This window comes from Enterococcus sp. SB12, assembly GCF_030910025.2.
In the GTDB taxonomy this organism is placed as follows: domain Bacteria; phylum Bacillota; class Bacilli; order Lactobacillales; family Enterococcaceae; genus Enterococcus_B; species Enterococcus_B faecium.
Window position 1 is genome coordinate 1,534,761 of sequence record NZ_CP175675.1, and the last position, 21,460, is coordinate 1,556,220.

A 21,460-nucleotide genomic window follows, 5' to 3' on the forward strand; every position below is an offset into this window, starting at 1 on the left:
TCCCCCTTTTTTTATTTTAATTATACTTGAATAATGAAAAACTAGCTATCAGACAAAAGTTTAGGTATGATAGTAAAAAGACCAAAAAGGAGAATCTCTATGCAATTTGGCCGTTTTCGACTAGGTATGCGTACGATCAAAAGTGCCTTAGCTGTTTTTTTATGTATCTTGTTTTTTCATTTGACTCAACGAGGAATCCCGATGATTGCTGCATTATCTGCTGTTTTTTCTTTGCGTCAGGACTTGACTACAACCGTTTCTTTTGGAAAGTCTAGGATCATCGGCAATACATTAGGTGGTACATTAGCTATCATTTATTTTTTTGTCAAAAGCTATTTTCACAATGATTTTTTGGTAGAATTGATCTTGCTTCCTATTCTAGTTATTATTGTGATCGTCGTGTCAGATGGTATTAACAATAATTCCGGTATCATTTCCGCAATCGCTACGTTGTTGCTGATTGCGTTGAGCATCCCTCAAGGCGAATCCGCTTTGTATGCGATCCAACGTGTACTAGATACTTTTATAGGGACATTCATTGCAATCGGTATCAATTTCTTTCTTCGTCCTCCGGAAACAGAAAAGAAGGAAGAACTATCAGAAGATTTGGTCGAACTCCAAAAGAAAGAACGATTGCTAAGAACAAATTTACAAGAGATAGAAGCTAAGATCCAAAAACAAAAGAAAAATAGCGAGGACTAATTTTCTTTTGCAATAAAATAAAAAAATGGAGAGAAGAACTTTAAAAAGTCTTCCTCCATTTTTGATTGAACGGTGAAGTGTACTACTTTATTCTTCCTTCATCGAGTTTTGTTCTGCCTCTTTTGGTGCTTCATACATATTTACTTGGCTAGTAGTCCCACGTGTCGACAAATTCTCTACGATTTCCTTCAAGTCAAGTCCTGTTGTCGCTTTTAATGTTTCTTGAGTAGTAGAAAGCAAGTTTGTGGCATAATTTGTCACTCGGTTCGCTCCACTGGTTTCTCCTGAGCTGCTTCCTGTATCGACAACAGAGATTTTTTCGATATTTCCTAGCGGCTGTGCTGCTTCGCGCATCAATTGCGGTAACATATCGATAACCATGCTCAAGACAGCTGCTTCGCCATATTCCTTGAAGGCATTGGCGATCTTTTGTTTTGCTTCGGCTTCTGCTTTTCCTTTTGCTAGTGCTGCTTCGGCTTCTGCTTGTCCAGCTAAACGTGTCTTATTGGCTTCGGCTTCTGCCAGTGCTTCCACACGGAATCGTTCTGCTTCGGCTTCAGTCACTTCTTTGACTTTTTGAGCTTGTGCTTCTTGTTCTTTAGCGTACCGATCGGCATCTGCTTTTTTCTTCACTTCCGAATCGTATTGCTTTTCTCGACGTGTAATTTCTTTTTCTTCCAATTCGATTTGTTTTTGACGCTCTATGATTTTGATTTGCATTTCTTGCTCGATTACTTGTTGTTGTGCTCTGGCGCTTTCCAAGTTGTAGGCTTGGTCTGCTTTCGCTTTAGCAACATCTTGTTCTTGTTTGTAGGTTGCTAATTTCAGTTCTTTTTCTTTCAATGATTCTGCGATTTCTGTTTGTCGTTGTAATTCAGCTGCTTGTGATTCTTTTTCTGCTTGAGCTTTTTTGATACGCGTTTCTTTTAGAGCTTCCGCTTCTGCTATATCTGCATCTCTTTTGACTTGGGCGATTCTTGGTTTCCCTAAAGAGTCAAGATAACCGTTTTTGTCTCTGACCTCTTTGATAGTGAAAGAAACGATGATCAACCCCATTTTTGCAAGGTCTACAGAAGCGACTTCTTGTACGCTTTGACTGAACTTATCGCGATTTTGATAGATTTCTTCTACAGTCATAGAACCAAGAATCGAGCGCAAGTGTCCTTCTAATACTTCTCTTGCTTCATTTTCCAGTTCTTCTCTTGTCTTGCCTAAAAACTGTTCTGCTGCTGTAGCAATCTCTTCTACAGATGAACCGATTTTGATGATCGAAGTACCATCACACATCACCGGTACGCCTTGTTCCGTATACACTTCAGGGGTGGAGACGTCCAATTTACTCGATAATAGACTGATCCGATTCGAACGTTGAAAAACCGGCAAGACGAATGCGCCACCTCCACGCACAATTTTGATTTTGTTATTGCTTTCATCAATGTGCACATTTTTGCTTCCTAAATAACTTCCACTGATGATCAACGCTTCATCCGGTTTTGCTGTTTGGTACTTCGCTACAAAGACGATCAGCAACATCAGTAAAATCAAAGCTGCAATTGCGATCGCGATAAAAACAACTGGTATTTCCATTCAACACACGCTCCTTTAAGCTTTTATCATGCTTTCATAAGGCATGACATAACAGATTCTTTCCTTGATCTCAATGATCAATACTTTCGTTCCCCGCTCAGCTGTCTGTTCTTGGGGGCTGTAAAAACAAGCTGGACGACTAATGGAACCGGTAACACTTTTCAACTGAATTTCTCCCATACCTCGTACAGGGATCGGTGTGATCACAACAGCTACTTGTCCTTCCAGAGTTTTTTCAGAAGACGACATCGTTGATTCGGCATGTTTCATCGGCATCAATATATAGAAATTAAGCAAAAATACCAACACTATCGATATGCCTCCACTAGCAATAAATAAAAATAAAGATGATTGATCTGTTAAACGCTCACCTAGAAAACCAAACAAGCTTGTGAAAGTTAACCAAGGGATAATAAGCATCGGATCAAGCGGGCCATCAAAATCGAATACATCTCCAAAAATAATCAATAGGACTGCCAATCCTGCACAAATCAGCAATGTATACCAATAAATCGTCTCAAGTGCGATCCCCCCTATCATATACACGCCTCCTTCCATTTCTACGTCTATCATACCAATGTTTGAAAATTCTGTATAGCTTCTTTTACCGACTCAGTGGTGTTTTTTATAGGAAGGTTGTGTTTATCGCTGACAATTTGTTAATTTTTTGTTTTCATGTTAAAATTTTCACAATAAATTCTTTCGAGGTAGCCTATGTTTCCTTTTTTTAAGAAAAAACCATTAAAGCTCCAGAACACGATCATCCTTGTCGTTTGTTTCTCCACATTCGTTTCTTTGATTGTTTCTGCCATATTGATCAGGAATTTTATTCTTTCGATGAACCGATCTAGTGTGTCAGATAGAATCTCTAGCATTGCTAAAATCGTTGCCAATGATAAACTCATCCAAAAAAAGCTGCAGACTGGTGACCCGACACATGCGATTCAAGGAATAACAAATGAAATCATGATTGCATCAAATTTAGATTTTATCGTTGTCATGGACCCTAAAGGTATTAGATATTCTCATGCGGATCCTAGTTATATTGGTCTTCCTTTCTCAAGTCATGAAGATGTGAAGAAAGTAATTGGCGGACAAGAATTTTTCTCTGAAAAAGAAGGAATGCTAGGGTTCGGCTTCCGCTATTTCGTTCCTATCTATTACAATCAAGAAATCATTGGTGCGGTTTGTGTTGGCTTAACAAACAACACGATTGACAATCAAGTCAAAGATGGACAGAAAATGATTGTTTTTTCCTTGATCATCGGACTTAGCGTAGGCATCATAGGCGCCGTTTTTCTTGCCCAAAAAATGAAAAAAATACTGTTTGGACTTGAACCGCAAGAAATAGCGGAGCAGTTAAGCGAAAAAACGATTATTGAAAATGAAGTAGATGAAGGAATCTTAGCCATCTCTTCTGATAAAACTATCCTCTTGATCAATACACCTGCAAAAAACATTTTCTACCAAACAGAGCAGCTATTGGATTTCGAAGTAGGAAAAAAAATCAGTGATAATCTATATGACGTTTTGTTTAAAGAGACGATTGAGCATCAAACGACCGTTCGCACTCAATCCATGTATTTAAATGGGATAGAAACTATTTCTAGCGTTACACCTCTTTTTAGCAATGACCGGTTTTTAGGAGCAGTAGCAACTTTGCGGAACCGATCGGAAGTAATGAAATTAATGGAGGAGCTTGGGGGGACGAAACAATATATAAACTCCATGAGAGCTCAAACCCATGAATTCATGAATAAACTTCATGTCATTTCTGGTTTTATTGATTTGAAGAAGTATGAAGAAGTCACCCATTTTATCCAGCAGCTAAATCAAAATTATAAAAAAGAGATTGGCCAAGTCTCAAGTCTGATCAAAGTTCCTGCAATTGCCGGTTTTTTATTAGGCAAAATAAATGAAGCCAAAGAACAATCTGTTGAAATGCTGTTAGAAAGCGATTCTTTTATCCCTAAAATGGAGATGGATGACTCCATCCATTCACTTTTGCAAGTGTTAGGGAACTTACTTGATAATGCAAAAGAAGCCGTGCTACAAAAACATGAAAGAAACGGACAGGTCCGGATTCATTTAAACTATGACACAGAAGCTGAAGTATTCATCGTGACCGTCTGCGATGACGGTGTCGGGATATCAGAAGAAATCTCAGAAAAAATATTTACGCTAGGTTTTTCGACGAAGGGAATCAATCGTGGGTTTGGGTTGAATCTCATCCATTCAATCGTCAAACGCCACGGTGGATTTTTAGAATTTTCCAAACAAACAAATGGCGGTACAATCGTCTATCTAGAATTACCAAAAAAGGAAGATCAAAATGATGACAAATGTCCTGATAATCGAAGATGATCCAATGGTTGCAGAATTGAATCGTACTTTTGTGGAAAGTATCCCTAATATAAACGTAATCGAAAGTTTCAGAAATGTAGAAGAAGGAAAAAAATATTTCAGACAAAAAAACGCAGATCTGCTGCTGCTTGATGTATACATGCCTGGCGAAAGTGGTATCCATTTTTTATCTTGGCTTAGACAGCAAGGAAATGATATCCCAGTGATTTTGATCACTGCTGCAGATGATATCGAAACCATAAAGAATGTGATCCGCTACGGTGCCTTAGATTATTTGATCAAACCGTTCACTTTGCAACGTTTTCAGCTGGCGATCGAAAAGTATCTTGCTTTCTCTCAGACAATCCAAACGACTGAAAAAGCCGATCAGAAATTGATCGATCAAGTATTCAACCACACCACTCCCATTCACGAAATACCAGCATTCATCGATTTGCCTAAAGGTCTGTCAAAACTGACTTTAAAAAAAATAAGTGCATTTATTCTAAAAGAAGATACTATTTTTTCAACAAAAGAACTGGCTCAAAAAAGCTCACTGTCACGTATATCCGTCAAGAAATATTTGAATTTTTTAGTAGAACAAGATATATTGAACGAAAGAATCAAATATTTGGAAATCGGCCGGCCGCTAACCTGTTATGAATTGACAAAGAATGGGCGGAAAAAGCTCACAGATTACTGTTGAGTCATCGAATTATCCCATACAAAATAGTCCAAGTATAAAGAAGTAACAACTGTTTACTTGGACTATTTTTAAACATTTTATTGACGAATATCCATGTTTTCTTATCTTAATTGACGGGCTTTAGGAAGAGATACCTCATTTTTCGTTTTTCCAGTTTCTATTATTTCACGAAAGTTCTCGAAACTTGTCGAAATCATATTTGATAATGCCTCATCTGTATTTGAACCTACATGCGGGGTTACAAGAACTCTAGGGTACATTTCTACTAATTGCTGGATAGCAGGGTCTGGAATCGTCTCCCATGGCTTGAAGGATCGGAAAAAAACCTCTGTTTCATTTGCAAAAACATCGGTTGCAAAACCAGCTAAATGATTGCTTTTCAAAGCTCTTAAAATAGCTTCATTATCTTGAAGCTCTCCACGGGCTGTATTGATCAAGATGCTGCCTTTTTTCATTTGAGCTAAAAATCCTTCATTGATCATTTGATCGTTTTCACCTGGGATATGAGGTACATGAATACTGACAATATCGCTTTTGGCTAATAACTCTTCAAGCGAGTGGAACGTCAATACTTTTTTAGCAGCTTCTGTCTGATGAATATCGTAGCCGATCACTTTGGCTCCTAGTCCCTTAAACAAAACAGCTTCCGTCAACCCTATCCTGCCTGTTCCTATGATCCCTACTGTGCAATTTCTGATTTCACGACTAAACATTTGCTCATCCACTCGAAAATCTTTGAAAGATGTTCGGATCGTCGTATACGCAGTATTTCTCAAAAGCATCATGGCAAAAGTCAAAGATAACTCTGCTATCGCATTTGGCGAATACGATGGTACACGGGCTACTGTCATACCAAAATCAGCTGCCGCTTGTAGATCGATATGATTGACTCCCACAGTCCGTGTAAAAACATAACGAATCCCATATTCCTGTATTTTTGCAAGATTGGTCTCATCTGCTATACAATTTCCCCTCAACAATACAGCATCATGGTCCTTTGCTGACACGATATTGTCATGTGTCAACAGTTCTTCATAAAGACTGAGATCATAATGGTAAATATTCAATTTTTCAAAAAAATCTATCTCGTTCGGACGAACACCGTAACATGCGATTCTCATACTTTCTTCCTCCATTTCTTATGAAAACAAACCTATGCCATGAATCATTTGTAATACAACGATCCATACAGGTGTCAGTACCACAGCAAAAATAGTTGACAGTAAGGATGCATTGGAGGCTAAAAGTGCCTCCCTATCAAAACTGATAGCATAGGCTGCTGCCACTGTTGCAGCTGGTGTAGCCATCATGATAACGATTGTTGCCAGTGCTTCAAAATTGACTGGTAGAATATTCGTTGCCGTCAAAACTGCTAGAATCACGATATTCAATGCAGGTACAAATACCACTTTGACTAGACTGTAATACCATGAAGTTTTTTCAGATGCAGCTTTTTTGAAGCTTACTTCACCTAATGTTGCGCCGATTGCTAGCCACGCCAATGGTGAACTTAAACCAGCTAAATAATCCATCGGCTGAAATAGCCACGGTGCAGTCTGGTCAATTCGCAAAAACGCTACTTGGCTTATCTCTCCTTCTGCACCTATAACTGACACTTGTGGCAGATACCCTTGGAACAGCCAAATGAAAAGGACGGCAAAAGTAGCGATAATGATTGGATTGACGAACATCGCTTTGATATTTTTAGCTTCCATCTTCAAGCCACTCATTTTTATGTATCCATAAGAATACAAAAAGATTCGATACCCAATATTGAAAATTGAGGAATACATCACGCCGACAGGACCATAAATCGCACTGACGATAGGCGTTCCGAAAAAGGTCGTAGAACCAAAGATCGTCAGGACACGCAACGTTGTTTGCTTATCCCCTTTATAGCTTAAGAAAAAAGGTTTTGAAACTAGAATAAGAATAATATAAATAACTAATCCCCAAATCAAGACATTGATTCCTTGCATCAGTAATTCTGTATTGATATCTTGCATGAAAGCTCGAAATGCCAGTGCTGGCAAAGCCACTGTTAAGACGACTTTCGATAGAATTTTTCCAACAGATTCAGAAAAAATCCCCTTTTTTCTACAAACAAACCCTAATAATATAATAAAAACTGTTGAAGTGATTGCACTGACAATCGACATATCTGTCAAAGTCGATCGAAAAATGTCAAATAAGTTCATCTTTCTCCTCCCAATTATGTTCATTTATTCACAATAAAAAACGCTTTTATTTTGCTAATACGTATTAACATTTTTAATTTTATCTTTATATTGTTACTTATTGAACAATAGGAAATTAAAGAAACTTTTGAAACTTATGTAAAGTGATTTTTACTAGAACGCAAAAAAAACCTTAAAACCAAACTTAAGAAGTTTAGTTTTAAGGTTAACTTAAATTATATTATGCGTGGAAACGTTCTACGCCATCTAGATAAGTTGCTTCCAATGTCATATCAGGGTTCAATACGATAAAGTCTGCATCGCGTCCTTGAGCGATTTTTCCACATGTATCATCGATTTTACAGCTGATTGCTGGAATCAGACTAGCCATCATGACTGCTTGTTCTGGTGTTGCTAATCCCCAGTCTACAACATTTTTAATTGCTTCTTTCAATTTCAATATACTTCCAGCTAAGTTGCCAGATTCTAGACGTGCTGTTCCTTCTTTTACTACTACTGGAAATTCGCCTAAATTGTAATTTCCATCAGGCATCCCACCTGCCATCATACAGTCTGTAATTAATGCGACATGATCATGTCCTGCTTTTTCCATTAGGATTCCCGCAACATTTGGATGTACATGATGGCCATCACAAATCAATTCAGAAAAGACATGTTCTAAAGATAATAACGCACCCACCATACCTGGTTCGCGATGATTCAATCCACGCATACCATTGAAAGCATGGACAAATACACTTGCGCCTGCTTCAACAGCTTTTTGCGCTTCTTCTAGTGTAGCATTACTGTGTCCTAGAGAAACAACTACTCCTTCTTCAGTCACTTGTTTGACAAACTCTTCCACACCTTGACGTTCTGGTGCTAAAGCAATCTTTTTGATCAAACCGCCTGAAGCTTCTTGCCATTCATGGAAAGTATCCAAATCAGGATCACCAAAGTAACTTGGGTTTTGTGCGCCTTTGTGTTCTTCCGTGAAGAAAGGACCTTCAAAATAGATTCCTTTGATTTTAGCTCCAGGTGCTTCTTGATAAATTTTACCGATTGTTTCAGCTACATCTTTCAAACGTTCTTTGCTTGACGTTAATGTTGTTGGTAAAAATGATGTCACTCCACAAGATAACAGACCTTCAGACATCACTTTGATGCCTTCTGCATCATTATCCATTACATCATGATTCATATAGCCGTGAATATGTGTATCTACCAAACCAGGAGCAATCCATTTGCCGCTTTGGTCAATAATGTTGACTTCTCCCTCAGGTAGTTCTTTAGTGTATTCACCAAAACGTCCATCGGTAATTTCAAGATAGCCTGCATGTTTGACACCTGACGCTAAAAAGAATTTGTCAGCATAGATAAAAGTTCTCATTCTATTCTCTCCCTTTGTTTTTCTACCTCTAAAGTACTCTTATTTAGAGAAGAAGTCAAGAATGGTCTACACCATTTACAAATTTTTTGAAATTTGTTTCACAGCTTGTGCTAAACCTTCATAGAATGCTGCTCTTTCTGGTTCTTCTTTACGCTTGTATATTAAGCTTTTAAGCACAAATAAATCATTGAGGTAATAGTAGCTATTCTTCTCTTGAGCCCAATAGATTCCTTGATTCACCTGTTCTAACGCTTCGTCGATTTCATTTTGATGAAATAAGAAATTTCCATAATTATAAAAAATTTGCGAAAATTCACTTTTTGATCGTTCGTCAGCTGATTGGTGCAACAGCTGGATGCTTCGGCTCAAATAATAGCGTGCTTCAGCCGTTTTTCCTGCAACACCATATATTTTTCCAATGCAACTGATCAGTTGTATTTCTGTGTCAGAGACATGAATTCTTTCTTTTTGGCTAGAGTAACTCAATGCTTCTTTCAAATAATAAAGGGACTGAGAGATATTTTGACGCAACGTGAATTCGCAAACGCCGAGATAATAATAATAGCGTTGAAAGTCAGTTGCTTGATACAGATTTTCAGAAATATCAGAAGATTTTAGTACTTGTTCTAATTTCCGATAATCACGTTTTTGGAAACAACTATCCAACAGTTCAAATAATTTATCGTTTGTCCGAGTAGTTTTTCGAGAGAGATTCATCACATGATCAATCGTTACCCCTAGCCGTTGACAAATCTGCATCATCACCAATACATTCGGCAGTTCCTCATTATTTTCGATCCGACTTAATACACTTTGTGAACAAATATCTTGCGAAAGCATTTTTTGCGTCATTTTTTGTTCTTTTCGAATCTCTTTAATGATCGTTCCAAAGGACTCGATTAACGTTTCCATAAGTATCCTCCCCAAAATATGCGTATTCGCATTCTATTCGTATTTTACTTTAGGAAGTCGCAAACTTCAAGAAAAGACTTGCAACTAAATAATATACTTTAGTTATTTAAGAAAACTCCACTAGAAAGAGAGCCTCAGTGTGTTTGTCTGTGGCCCTCCTACTGAAAAATTTGGTTTTTAAAATCATTTTTGGCGATAGGTTGCTAGGAATTCTCTCATTTTCTTAGCTGTTTGTTTCAAATCATCCATTTTAGGAAGATAAACGATTCGAAAATGATCTGGCTGGCTCCAATTAAATCCACCACCATGTACAAGTAGAATATGATGTTCATGTAAAAAGTCCAAAACGAATTTTTCATCATCCAAAATATTGAATCGCTTTGTATCAATTTTTGGGAATATATAAAAAGCAGCTTTTGGTTTTACGGCTGAAAGACCAGGAATATCATTGATTGCATTATAGATATATTCTCTTTGTTCATAGATCCTTCCGCCTGGCAGGAGCAGCTCATCGACACTTTGATAACCGCCTAGCGCGGTTTGGATAATTTGCTGAGACAATACATTGGAACACAAACGCATGGAGGACAACATATTCAGCCCTTCTATATAGCCTTTGACGTGTGACTTATCTCCACTTAGGACCATCCAGCCTACTCGAAATCCTGCTACACGATGAGATTTGGATAAACCATTCAGCGTAACAACGAACAAATCAGGCGCTAATGTAGCAATCGGAATATGTTCTAGACCATCCATCACTAAGCGGTCATAGATTTCGTCGGAATAAATAATCAGGTTATTTTGTCGAGCTACTTCAACGATTTCTTCTAATAATTCTTTTGGATAAAGTGCCCCAGTAGGATTATTAGGATTAATGATAACAATAGCTTTTGTCCGACTCGTTATTTTTGATTTGATATCATCAATATCAGGATACCATTCTGCCTCTTCATCGCAAATATAATGAACAGGTGTGCCTCCAGCTAATGCAATAGAAGCCGTCCACAAAGGATAGTCCGGCATTGGAACCAGTACTTCATCTCCATTGTCCAGCAACCCCTGCATACACATCGTGATCAATTCGCTCACTCCGTTGCCGGTGTAGATATCATTGATCGTCACATTCGGAAAATGTTTCAGTTGGCAATATTGCTCAATTGCTTTTCTAGCAGAAAAGATCCCCTTGGAATCTGAGTAGCCTTCTGAATCACGAGCATTCATGATCAAATCACGAATGACTTCGTTTGGTGCTTCAAATCCAAAAGGTGCGGGATTTCCCGTGTTCAATTTTAAAATACTAATGCCCTCTTCTTGCATCCGCTCCGCTTCTTCTAGAACGGGACCGCGAACATCGTAACTGACACCTTCTAATTTGTTGGATTTTTCAAATTCTCTCATCACTTAGCCAATCCCTCATTTCAAAAAGTTAGAACTTTCCAAATTTTTTGTTATTTACTATTTCAATATCATACTCCATCCTAGAAATTTTTGCCACTTATTTAGGAAAAACGTAAGTATTAAAAAAACACAAACAAGCGTTGAGAACTTAATTGTCATGATAGTCATTCCATAGATTCGCTGCCCAATCCATTGCAATTCCACAAATGATTCCTAGCATAAAACCAAGCAAAAAACGTCCGAATGCAAGTCCAATCAATATACCTAAGATCATTCCCAGTCCTGAAAATTCTCCGTCATATTTCTCCATCTTAATAAGTCCTCCCATTTTTGAGCTTGACAACTATGTAAAACCTCGCTATCATTATTGTGTTATTATTACGCAGACGTGATGGAATGGCAGACACGCCACTTTCTATTAGTAAATCTGTGGTTTTATATCGAGCAGATGTGTTGGAATTGGCAGACAAGCATGATTGAGGGTCATGTGAGCGTTAGCTCGTGTGGGTTCGAGTCCCATCATCTGCATCCATCTTTCCAAAACAAGCGGCTAGGACATTTTTGTCTCAGCCGCTTGTTTTCTAGTTTATTCTTTCATCTTGTCGGACCTTTTTTCTTGGGTATAGACTTTTCTCATATTCTACCACAATTTTGGGTTTCCCTAACACATGATAGGATCTCACAACAAATTGCTTTCTATTATTATAATAACCTGTAACGACTAACTTCATCCCTTCGTCTACTTCAGCTAGGAAGTTCAAACTATGGGAAGCAATCAAACAATTGACCCCATTTAAACTGAAACGGATCAACGGTCTGGCACTGACTTGCAAAGTACGGATCTTATCTACTGTTCCATATTTTTTCTCCATAACCTTCACCTCAACACCATTATACGAACATACATTCCCTTTGTAAAGAAGAAACTCTGTTTTATCTTGTTGACTTTTTGTCTATTACCTTTCTTAAAATCATATTGGCACTTCCTGCGAAGATGAAGGACATGTACTAAAAAAAGAGGCAGCAGTATAGATTACTGTTGCTTCTTTACTAATTCAGGTTTACTTGTTAAGAAAGATTATTTACGCAAATGTTGTTCAACAATTTGCTGAGATTTATCAGCTGTATCTTCCACTTCATCTTTTGCTTTTTCTAACTTTTGAATATATTGTTTCAAGCTTGAGTTTTCAGCAGTTGCTTCGTCTAATTTCTTTTGTGTATCTGTTAACTGAGTTTCTACATTTGTTTTTTCTTGTGTAAGTGTTGTGATTTGTTGGTTCAAACCATTTACAGTATTTTGTAATTCTGAAAATTTTGCTTGTGCTTCTTGTAGTCTTGCAGTCCAATCTGCATTCAAACGATTGATTTCATCATTTTTTTGGTTGATTTCGTCTAGTTTCGCATTGATTTCATTTTGTTTGCTTTGTAGTTGTGCATCCTTGCTGACTAATTGACTTTCTAAGTTTTGTTTTTCTGCTGCCGATTGATTTTTTTGGTTTTCTAATTCATTTACTTTTGTTTGGTATTCTTGGACATCTGCCTTTGAATCTTGCAATGTCTATTCTTTTTGTGCTAGTCGAGCGGTAAGATCTGTAATCGCTTGCTCTTTATCTGTCAATGTATGATCAAGCTGTGTCAGATTCTCATTGATTGTATCAATATCTGTCTCTCCACCCCACAAAATAATTTCATTTGCGTACCGCGTGCCTGTGTAGCCAATTAGACATAGAAATGCAACGACAATCCCACCAGTAATAAATTTCTTTTTCATTTGCATAGCTCCTTAATCCAATACTTTTACATACTAAAAGTAAGTGATCTCAAACACAATGTCAAGTGTTTTTAAATTACATATGTAATTTTAATATAAATACTATCAAATACTCATTTAATCCTCCTTTTTTATAGAGAAAAATGCAGGTTAATACTTTCTTAAATAAATATTTATGGTGAACAAAAACAAAAAAGCAAGTTTTATTAAACGTAACCCTTTTCATTTCATAGATTACTGTATTTATTACAAAAAACGTGGATTTGTCATAAATTGTCATGCTTCTTTTACCTATGAAATATTTTCACGTGTTAAAGTATTCCTCGTTGAACACAACAAATAAAACTTTTTAACGAATAAAGGAGATTTTTCATGACATCACTTAAAACTTTACTTTTTGGAACAACTTTGGCTGCCGGCGCTGCATTCTTCATGGGAACGACTGCTCATGCGGACGAAGCTTATACCGTTCAATCAGGTGATACTCTATCAACGATTTCTCAAAAATACGTTGGTGATAACTCCTTGATCAATGCCATTGCAGAATCAAATTCAATTTCTGATATTAACCTGATCTACTCAGGACAACAATTAACAATCCCAACAGAAGGCTCTGCACAAGCAGCTGCTGAACCTCAAGCAGCCGTTCAAGAAGCACCCGTCCAAGCTGAACCTGTTCAAGCTGAACAACCTGTTGTACAAGAAACGGTTCAAACGGAAACACAAGCAGCGCCTGTAGCTGAAACACAACCTGCTCCTGCTGTAACAGAAACTGCTGCTACTCCAGCAAGCACAAGCTCTGCAAAAGAATGGATCGCACAAAAAGAATCAAGCGGTTCTTACACAGCAACGAACGGACGTTACATCGGTCGTTACCAATTAGATTCTTCTTACTTAAATGGTGACTACTCTGTTGCAAACCAAGAAAGAGTAGCAGAACAATATGTTACTTCACGTTATGGTTCTTGGGAAGCGGCGAAAGCATTCTGGGAAGCAAACGGTTGGTACTAAGATTCATTTATTAATCGAACGGTTTACTTTTATACAAAGAAAGCCAAAAAGGAGGTGTGACACAACTAGTGTCACACCTCCTTTTTATTTACCTAATCTAATGAAACGTTCCAAGTTTTGATAAGTATTTTTCTTAACTTCTTCAACTGATAGCTCTTTGATCTCAGCGATTGTCTTTAACTGTTCTTCAAGCAGTGAGACATAATCTTTTTCTGAAAAAATCCCCCCTAATGCCCACTCTGCTGCATGTAGTCCATCCGTTTCAATAAGTAAGTGGTCGATTGGGACTGCTTTAGCTAGTTGCCAGACTGCTGGATTCTTTTTCAAATCAAGACCAATGCTGAAATAACAGCCTAAATCAATATAGTCTTGTTGATAGTCCAAAGAAGAATACCAATGGATCAAATAGTGATTAGGGTAAGCTTGGATATAACTTAAGATCTCTTTTTCGCATCCTTTTGTATGCAGTACAACAGGTTTCTTATTTACGGCTGCAAAAGCAAGCTGTCGCTCAAATACTTTTTTTTGTGTAGTCATCGGTACATTCGTCCAAATATTATCTAACCCTATTTCACCGATTATTCTTGTTTTTTTCAAAAAAGGCTCAACTTGTTCAAACGTATAGCTATCTGCTTTCCAAGGATGGATACCGTAACTTAAGGCTTGATTCTTACTTGCTGCAAGCTGTATGTTTTCCTCCCATTCTTCTGGCGAATCACAATTGATGATCGTCAAAATCGTGTGTTCCTGCTGAAGGAGTGCTAAATTCTGACTCCCATCTAAATGACAATGAGCATCACTTAACATCTAATTCACCTGCCAATAACTGATAAATCGTTTGCTTCAACTCTGATTGCTGTAGCAGCCATTCACGTGACCGTCGTTTTTCAGGCACTTGAATCTCAGCAATCACATGTGCCGGACGGGCAGAAAGCACAAGAATCCTGTCTGATAAATAAATTGCTTCTTCAATATCATGTGTCACGAGCAAAGTAGTCCGCTTTGCTTTTTTAGGCAGTTTCAGCATCCAATCTTGCATCTGCCCTCTGGTCATAGCATCTAACGCTCCAAATGGTTCATCAAGAAGCAAGTAAGAAGAAGGATTCATGATTGTTCGTAACAAGGCCGTTCGCTGCTTCATCCCGCCAGATAATTGTTCCGGCAAAAAATGTTCATAGCCGTTTAACCCAAAGATATCCAAATAATCCCTTACTTCTTCTTCATCAATTGCTAGATGATTGATTTTTTGATATAACGTAACGTTTTGATAGACGCTCAGCCAAGGAAGTAACATATCTTCTTGTGGCATATAACTAAATGCTGTATGAAGACCAGTTATTTTTTGACCGTCTACTTTGATCGTTCCATAAGTCATAGGCTGGACTCCTGTTAAAGTCTTCAGCAATGTTGACTTACCGGCTCCGCTTGGCGCGACAATCGATGTAAAGGTATCTTTAGGGATAGTGAAATGGATGTCTTCTAATATTTTCAGTTTTTCAATGACTACATTCAAGTGGCTGATTTGGATTGACATATCTATCACTCCTATTTTACAAATTGATTAGTGAATAGTTCTTGCGAAGGTACGTTTTGCTTGATCAATCCGTTTTCTTGCATGAAATCTGTATAATTGCCCCAAACTTTTTCTTCCATCATTCCCCATTTCTCAGGATCATCCGTATAATTTTTTGACAAGAATGCTTGTGATTCTTCTAAAAATGACAATTCATTTTCTTTTGCATATTTTTGCAACAGTTTAGCACTGTCATTTGGATCCTTAATAGCTTCCTGATAGCCTTTTTTCGTTGCATTCATAAAAGACTGTACCAATTCTGGATCACCTTTGATTAGCTGGTCATTCGTAATAATTACTGGAGTATAGTAATCTAACCGTTCATCTAATTCTTTCAATGGGATATAGTTGAGTTTGATACCGGCTTCTTTTGCTTTGATCATATCCCAACCTTCAAAGTACCATTGGATATCTGAGGATTTTCCTAAGCTTTCTGGCCCTTCTCCATTGCTTCCTACCATTGTCAGTTTCGAAAAGTCGCCACCATCTTTTTCCATCACAGCTTTTAAGACAGCTTCTTCACTTGGACTCTGCCAACCTGAATATGTTTTGTCTTCAAAATCTTTTGGTGAATGGATATTACTGTTTGATAAGGCAGCAAACCCAGAAGTATTATGTTTGATCACTGTAGCAATTGCTTTGACTGGTATATTCTGTCCATCTGCGTGAGCATAAGTGACGTCTTCTTGATAACTTACACCAAATTGTGCTTTGTCAGCACCTACTAGACCAATACTTGTCGAATTATCTCCTGGTTCGATGATTTGGACATCTAAACCAGCTTCTTTATAGTAGCCTTTTTCTTTTGCTAGGTAGATACCAGTATGATTAGTATTCGGTACATAATCCAAAACAAGTGTCACTTTTTTCAGATCCTTCGTTTCTTGCTTGCTACTCGTTTCTTTTGCTGTGCCACAAGCTGATAGAAGCAACAGTAGCGGTAATAAAAGCCATATTTTTTTCATTTGATCCCCTTCTCTTACAAAATATAAAGCATACGATAATACCCTTTTTTCAATAATGAACAAGCGCCATTGAGCAATAAACTCAGTAGAATAACACAAATGATCGCAGCAAAAACTTTATCGATCTGGTAGCTGTTTTTTACGCGTATCATATAATAACCCAAACCTGCTTGAGCACTTAGCCATTCTCCAACGACTGCTCCGCTGACACAGTAAGTAGCGGCTACTTTTAAACCGGAAAAAAATCCGGATAACCCCTCTGGTATTTTATATATTTGATAAATCTTCCATGTGTTTGCTCCCATCGTTTTCAAAAAGATGACTTGCTCTTTCGATACTTTCCTCAATGTATCGGAAAAAGAGACTACGATCGGAAAATAACTTATCAAGACAACAAGAATCACTTTTGGAAGCATACCGAAACCAAACCATAGGGTAAGTAATGGCCCTAACACCATGATTGGCAACATTTGTGAAATCACTAGTAACGGATAAAAAGACATTTCTAAAAACTTCCAATAATCCATTGCCAAGGCAGTAATAAAAGGAAGAACGCTAGCTATTACCAAACCAAGCACTGCTTCATTTAATGTCGTGACAGAATGGGAAAGTAATACTTGTGCATCTGCCGCTAATGCAGAAAATACAGCAGCAGGTCCGGGTAAGATAAAGGCGGGTATTTTCCAAACTATGACAACAATCTGCCAAATAATTAAAATGAATGCCATACTGACTGCTGGATAAAGATTTTTCTTCATTTTGTTACCTCCTTTCTTCTAATATGGATAACAAAAAACGCTTGAAATGGGCACGACATAGTAACCCGCTTCAAGCGTCTGCTATGTTTCTCCCTTCACCAGTATTAACTGACAGGTTCAATGGGTCTAAGTTCACAACTTACTCTCATGTCGTCTACGACATCCCCAGAAACAGGTATTCATTTTTTAAAGTGTAGCACAAGAAGGAAAAAGCAACAAGCGCTTTAGTCATCATGCTGATTATTTCAATAAATAGGAGAGATCACTTGCCAATGTTGGATACCCCATGATATAGCTATCCAACTCTTTTTTAGTCAATTTTTGATTGATGACTAGTGTCAAATCATCGATCAATTCGTCTGCTTGCTCGCTAATCACTGCAGCACCAATCAAATAATTTTGCTGGTCAAAGGTCAATTCAGCCTTAGCAACTGGTTCATTGACACGATGATAGGTGAACCAATTGGTAAGATCCATCTCTACCACTTGATCTGACAAAGAGGCGTGACTTTTTGTAACTCCTACTTCAGCAAGTTTAGGACTAGCGTAGACGATCGTGGGTATAATTGGATATTTGATAGGGTCGCCTGTTGCATCCGTTATCCGCTTAGCTACATAATTTCCTTCAAAAGTGGCGACTGGTGTCAATTTGGGTGTTTTCCTTGAAACAATATCTCCACACGCAAAAATTTTTGGATTGCTCGTTTGTAGATAATCATTGACTGCAATTCCGTGTTTATCAAAGACGACATTCGCTTGTTCAAGTGCTAAAGATTCTGTATTCGGCTGTCTCCCAGTCGCACAAAAAATCATATCTGCTACTAATTCCGTCTCTTTTCCGACTAAACGATAGCGAGTACCTTCTGAAATGATTTTTTGGGTTTCAACATCAAAAGCAAACTGAATGCCAGATGCTTCCATTTGATGGACGGCTTCCTCTACCAAAGACGCCTCAAATTCTTTTAATGGCCGTTGATTATGATGGACAATGGTTACTTTGCTCCCTGCAGCATTGGCAATCGTAGCTAGCTCAAAAGCAATATAACCACCACCGATAAAAATGATTTCTTTAGGCAGTACAGGCAATGATAAAAAGTCTGCACTAGTTTTCAAGTATTCCTTTCCCTCCACTGGTAAGATCGTAGGTCTTTGCCCGGTTGCCAAAACAAAGTAATCCGCATGGAAGACTTCTTCGTTGACTTCAATAGATGAATCATCCAAAAAACGAGCGGTTCCTGAAAGATGATCGATTTCAGCTTCTGCTAATTGTTTTTTTCGGCTTTCTGGGACTGGATCCGTAAATGTTCGTTTGAATTTTTGAAGTTCTTCCCAGTTGGCAGTTGGGATCTCGTTAAAACCTTTTCCACTCAATTGTTTTACCCGATTACGTGCCTCTACTGCACTTAACAAGACTTTTTTAGGATCACATCCACGGTTAGGACAAGTCCCGCCCCATAGATCTTCTTCGACCACTAGTACTGTTTTACCTGCTTCTTTCAATCCATAAGCAGCACTTAAGCCGCTCACACCTGAACCGATGACGATTGCATCATATGTTTTCATTTCCTTCCTCCTCTCGACTTAAAAAAGCAAAGATTTCTTTACTTGTCAGCGACCCAATACTTCTTTGCTTTTCTACTATCACAATGCTTGGATACACCGAAAGAAGCGAATATACTTCTTTCATAGGCGTATCAAAGCAAACTTGTTGACGAGCATTTTCTGGTATTTCATTTAAGAAATATCCATTGACGACTAAATCTTCTACTCGCCACTCTTTCGTCTGTTTCGGTTCATCAAAGAAATGCTGAACGTAGTCGTTTTTAGGATTCATCAATAACTGCTCTGGTGTGTCACATTGGATAATTTCTCCATCCTTCATAAATGCAATACGATCACCTAGCTTGATTGCTTCTTCCATATTGTGCGTAACGAAAACGATGGTCGTGCCCAATTCTTCGTGTAAGGACAAAACCAATTCTTGTAATGAGTTTCTTGAAATCGGATCTAATGCGCTAAATGGCTCGTCCATCAAAATCACATCTGGGCTTGCAGCAATAGCTCGGATGATCCCGATCCGTTGCTGTTCTCCTCCAGACAACTCTCTAGGCATACGATCTCGATAAATATCAGGAGATAAGCCAACTTTTTGAAGAAGTTCATCTACACGGTCTGCTCTTTTCTGCTTTTCCCAACCTAACATTTCAGGGATGACTTCAATATTTTGCTTGACTGTCATGGTCGGGAACAAAGCGATTTGCTGCAACACATATCCCATATTCCACCGCATTTTCTGCAGATTATATTCATTTAACGATTTTCCTTTGAAGTAGATGTCTCCTGCTGATGGTTTAGATAATCCATTGATCATTTTCAAAGTAGTTGTTTTTCCACTACCGGAAGGACCAACCAAAACAAAGATTTCTCCTTTTTTGATTGCCAGATTTAGGTCATCGATGACATACTTTCCATCATACTTTTTTTGCACATGTTTGAACTCGATTAATTTAGTCACTGATCTTCCTCCTTTACTAATCCTTCATTTTTCAGGAAGATTCGTGCTACTTCTGTCGGCTTTTTCTTTTCGACATTGACTTGGTAATTCATATCAATCATTTGATCCTCTGTTATTTTTCCGCTTAATTTATTCAGTGCTTTAACGATTTCAGGATGTTCTTTAGCAAAATCTTTTTTCATCAGCGGTGCGCCTTGATAAGCTGGGAATAACCCTCGATCATCTTCTAGAGTCACTAGATCGTACTCCTTGAGCTGGCTATCTGTGGAATAGGCATCCACAATATTGACATCTCCATTATTGATTGCTTGGTAACGCAAACTTGGCTCCATGCTTTGTACACTTGAAAAATTCAAGCCATATGCTTCTTGGATTCCTTTATATCCATCTGAACGATCAATAAATTCCAGTGTGAATCCCGCTTTGATCTGATCAGAGATAGCTGCCAAATCGGAAATCTTTTTAAGTTGATGTTCGTTCGCAAAAGATCTCTTGACTGCCAAGGCATACGTATTTTGGTAAGCCATTGGTTTTAATAATGTCATATCGAATTGTTTATTCAATAATTCTTCTGCTTCGTCATATGTTTTTTCTTTTGTCAAATCAGCACTTTTCATTGCTTCAGGTACCTTCACCAAGCTTTCTAGGACAGTACCTGTGAACTCAGGATAGATATCGATTTGACCTTGATCCAGTGCATTGAACAAAAAACTCGTCTTGCCAAAATTCGGTTTTAATTCAACTTCTGTTTTTGTGTTGTCTTCAATCAATTCTTTATACATTTGGATCAGGATTTCAGGTTCCGCTCCTAATTTTCCAGCAATCGTGATGGTTTCATTTTTAAACAAGGCAGACTGATATAAAGAAACGCCGCCAAATAAACACACCACTGCTGCTAAAGTAATGATGGAATATCGAGGTTTCTTATGCTGCAACCAGCGAATCAGTCCGCTGAATATAATGGCAAGCAAGGCAGAACTGATCGCACCAATCAATGTCAAAACAGGTGTATTTCGGTCAATACCTAACAAAATAAATGTCCCTAATCCACCTGCTCCGATCAATGCTGCCAAAGTAGCCGTACCGATGATTAAAACTAAGGCAGTTCGGATACCTGAGATAATGACAGGTAATGCGATTGGAAGCTCTACTTTCAGCAAGCGTCTCATTCTGGACATACCAAATGCTACCGCTGCTTCTTCAATAGACGGGTCAATTTCAGCTAGACCAATATACGTGTTTTGGAAAATCGGAAGCAAAGCGTAAATAACAAGTGCAATCAATGCTGGAACAGTTCCGATCCCTACAAATGGGATAAGTAAACCTAATAAGGCAAGTGAAGGAATCGTTTGGAGCACACCCGTGATCTGTAATAAGACTTCTGCCATTTTTTTATGATTGGCTGCCCAAATCGCTAAAGGAATAGCAATCAGTGCTGCAATCAGCAAAGAAATGAGAGAAATGGACAGATGTTGAAATGCAGCTTCCAGCAACTCGCCTTTTCTTTCACTTAATGTTTGTATAAAATTATTCATGCGACCTTCCTTTCTGTTATTCTTTAAGTATAAACATTTCTTTCCTTTTTCCCAACTAACTTGTCTTGCCTTAACCTTACAGCACGAACAAAAAAAAGGAAAAAATACCTCTAA

20 protein-coding genes, 1 tRNA gene, 1 pseudogene and 1 riboswitch are annotated in these 21,460 nt (G+C 38.0%); of the genes and pseudogenes, 5 read left to right on the forward strand and 17 right to left on the reverse strand.

Annotated elements, in window-relative coordinates:
• Window positions 1-99 precede the first annotated feature (99 nt).
• Window positions 100-702, forward strand: a complete 603-nt coding sequence (locus RBL01_RS07560; RefSeq protein ID WP_002295450.1) for an FUSC family protein — start codon at window positions 100-102, stop codon at window positions 700-702.
• 87 nt (window positions 703-789) lie between these two features.
• On the opposite strand, the gene RBL01_RS07565 is transcribed toward RBL01_RS07560, so the two are convergent.
• Window positions 790-2,289 carry a flotillin family protein gene (locus RBL01_RS07565; protein WP_002318402.1) on the reverse strand — a complete coding sequence of 500 codons (1,500 nt, stop codon included), beginning with the start codon at window positions 2,287-2,289 and terminating at the stop codon, window positions 790-792.
• Between the two features lie 15 nt (window positions 2,290-2,304).
• Window positions 2,305-2,829 carry an NfeD family protein gene (locus RBL01_RS07570; RefSeq protein ID WP_002295447.1) on the reverse strand — a complete coding sequence of 175 codons (525 nt, stop codon included), beginning with the start codon at window positions 2,827-2,829 and terminating at the stop codon, window positions 2,305-2,307.
• 174 nt (window positions 2,830-3,003) lie between these two features.
• On the opposite strand from RBL01_RS07570, the gene RBL01_RS07575 reads away from it, so the two are divergent.
• Together RBL01_RS07575 and RBL01_RS07580 are read left to right on the forward strand one after the other, a co-directional pair.
• Window positions 3,004-4,653, forward strand: coding sequence for an ATP-binding protein (locus tag RBL01_RS07575; protein ID WP_156249540.1), 1,650 nt, complete (start codon window positions 3,004-3,006; stop codon window positions 4,651-4,653).
• Window positions 4,622-5,338, forward strand: a complete 717-nt coding sequence (locus tag RBL01_RS07580) for a response regulator (protein ID WP_002327101.1) — start codon at window positions 4,622-4,624, stop codon at window positions 5,336-5,338. The genes RBL01_RS07575 and RBL01_RS07580 overlap by 32 nt, the downstream gene beginning before the upstream one ends.
• Before the next feature lie 101 nt (window positions 5,339-5,439).
• Here the strand turns inward: RBL01_RS07580 and RBL01_RS07585 are convergent, their stop codons facing one another.
• The 6 genes from RBL01_RS07585 to RBL01_RS07610 all read right to left on the reverse strand — a co-directional run bounded on the left by RBL01_RS07585 (window position 5,440) and on the right by RBL01_RS07610 (window position 11,546).
• The gene (locus RBL01_RS07585) at window positions 5,440-6,459 is read right to left on the reverse strand and encodes a 2-hydroxyacid dehydrogenase (RefSeq protein ID WP_002327102.1); all 1,020 of its coding nucleotides are present in this window, start codon (window positions 6,457-6,459) and stop codon (window positions 5,440-5,442) included.
• Between the two features lie 18 nt (window positions 6,460-6,477).
• Window positions 6,478-7,479, reverse strand: a complete 1,002-nt coding sequence (locus RBL01_RS07590; RefSeq protein ID WP_307780925.1) for an AEC family transporter — start codon at window positions 7,477-7,479, stop codon at window positions 6,478-6,480.
• A 277-nt stretch (window positions 7,480-7,756) separates the two neighbouring features.
• The gene (gene nagA / locus RBL01_RS07595; RefSeq protein WP_002318397.1) at window positions 7,757-8,905 is read right to left on the reverse strand and encodes an N-acetylglucosamine-6-phosphate deacetylase; all 1,149 of its coding nucleotides are present in this window, start codon (window positions 8,903-8,905) and stop codon (window positions 7,757-7,759) included.
• 75 nt (window positions 8,906-8,980) lie between these two features.
• A complete protein-coding gene (locus tag RBL01_RS07600) occupies window positions 8,981-9,817 on the reverse strand; it encodes a helix-turn-helix domain-containing protein (RefSeq protein ID WP_002292704.1) in 837 nt (278 codons plus the stop codon).
• Between the two features lie 183 nt (window positions 9,818-10,000).
• A complete protein-coding gene (locus tag RBL01_RS07605) occupies window positions 10,001-11,218 on the reverse strand; it encodes a pyridoxal phosphate-dependent aminotransferase (protein WP_025477742.1) in 1,218 nt (405 codons plus the stop codon).
• Window positions 11,219-11,366: 148 nt separating this feature from the next.
• Window positions 11,367-11,546, reverse strand: a complete 180-nt coding sequence (locus RBL01_RS07610; RefSeq protein WP_072538408.1) for a hypothetical protein — start codon at window positions 11,544-11,546, stop codon at window positions 11,367-11,369.
• A gap of 116 nt (window positions 11,547-11,662) precedes the next feature.
• On the opposite strand from RBL01_RS07610, the gene RBL01_RS07615 reads away from it, so the two are divergent.
• A tRNA-Leu gene (locus tag RBL01_RS07615) sits at window positions 11,663-11,746 on the forward strand.
• A gap of 53 nt (window positions 11,747-11,799) precedes the next feature.
• Here the strand turns inward: RBL01_RS07615 and RBL01_RS07620 are convergent.
• On the reverse strand, window positions 11,800-12,090 hold the full coding sequence (locus RBL01_RS07620; RefSeq protein WP_002295437.1) for a hypothetical protein: 291 nt from the start codon (window positions 12,088-12,090) through the stop codon (window positions 11,800-11,802).
• A 206-nt stretch (window positions 12,091-12,296) separates the two neighbouring features.
• Window positions 12,297-12,989 (reverse strand): annotated as a pseudogene (locus RBL01_RS07625) (DNA-directed RNA polymerase subunit omega).
• A 372-nt stretch (window positions 12,990-13,361) separates the two neighbouring features.
• Between RBL01_RS07625 and RBL01_RS07630 the strand changes: the two are divergent.
• Window positions 13,362-14,000, forward strand: coding sequence for a LysM peptidoglycan-binding domain-containing protein (locus RBL01_RS07630; protein ID WP_072538410.1), 639 nt, complete (start codon window positions 13,362-13,364; stop codon window positions 13,998-14,000).
• 84 nt (window positions 14,001-14,084) lie between these two features.
• Here the strand turns inward: RBL01_RS07630 and RBL01_RS07635 are convergent, their stop codons facing one another.
• The 7 genes from RBL01_RS07635 to RBL01_RS07665 all read right to left on the reverse strand — a co-directional run bounded on the left by RBL01_RS07635 (window position 14,085) and on the right by RBL01_RS07665 (window position 21,346).
• Window positions 14,085-14,807: a TatD family hydrolase gene (locus tag RBL01_RS07635; RefSeq protein WP_002319430.1), complete on the reverse strand. Its 723-nt coding sequence runs from the start codon at window positions 14,805-14,807 to the stop codon at window positions 14,085-14,087.
• Window positions 14,797-15,534 (reverse strand): ABC transporter ATP-binding protein, encoded by a 738-nt coding sequence (locus RBL01_RS07640; RefSeq protein ID WP_002327103.1) that lies wholly within the window; start codon window positions 15,532-15,534, stop codon window positions 14,797-14,799. The genes RBL01_RS07635 and RBL01_RS07640 overlap by 11 nt, the downstream gene beginning before the upstream one ends.
• Before the next feature lie 11 nt (window positions 15,535-15,545).
• On the reverse strand, window positions 15,546-16,538 hold the full coding sequence (locus RBL01_RS07645) for an ABC transporter substrate-binding protein (protein WP_002327104.1): 993 nt from the start codon (window positions 16,536-16,538) through the stop codon (window positions 15,546-15,548).
• A 14-nt stretch (window positions 16,539-16,552) separates the two neighbouring features.
• On the reverse strand, window positions 16,553-17,296 hold the full coding sequence (locus tag RBL01_RS07650; RefSeq protein ID WP_038809803.1) for an ABC transporter permease: 744 nt from the start codon (window positions 17,294-17,296) through the stop codon (window positions 16,553-16,555).
• A gap of 73 nt (window positions 17,297-17,369) precedes the next feature.
• A riboswitch (TPP riboswitch) is annotated at window positions 17,370-17,474 on the reverse strand.
• Between the two features lie 62 nt (window positions 17,475-17,536).
• Window positions 17,537-18,859, reverse strand: a complete 1,323-nt coding sequence (locus RBL01_RS07655) for a dihydrolipoyl dehydrogenase family protein (RefSeq protein ID WP_002319424.1) — start codon at window positions 18,857-18,859, stop codon at window positions 17,537-17,539.
• Window positions 18,846-19,811, reverse strand: coding sequence for an ABC transporter ATP-binding protein (locus RBL01_RS07660; RefSeq protein WP_002319423.1), 966 nt, complete (start codon window positions 19,809-19,811; stop codon window positions 18,846-18,848). The genes RBL01_RS07655 and RBL01_RS07660 overlap by 14 nt, the downstream gene beginning before the upstream one ends.
• Window positions 19,808-21,346: an ABC transporter permease/substrate-binding protein gene (locus RBL01_RS07665; RefSeq protein WP_002289765.1), complete on the reverse strand. Its 1,539-nt coding sequence runs from the start codon at window positions 21,344-21,346 to the stop codon at window positions 19,808-19,810. The genes RBL01_RS07660 and RBL01_RS07665 overlap by 4 nt, the downstream gene beginning before the upstream one ends.
• Window positions 21,347-21,460: the final 114 nt, after the last annotated feature.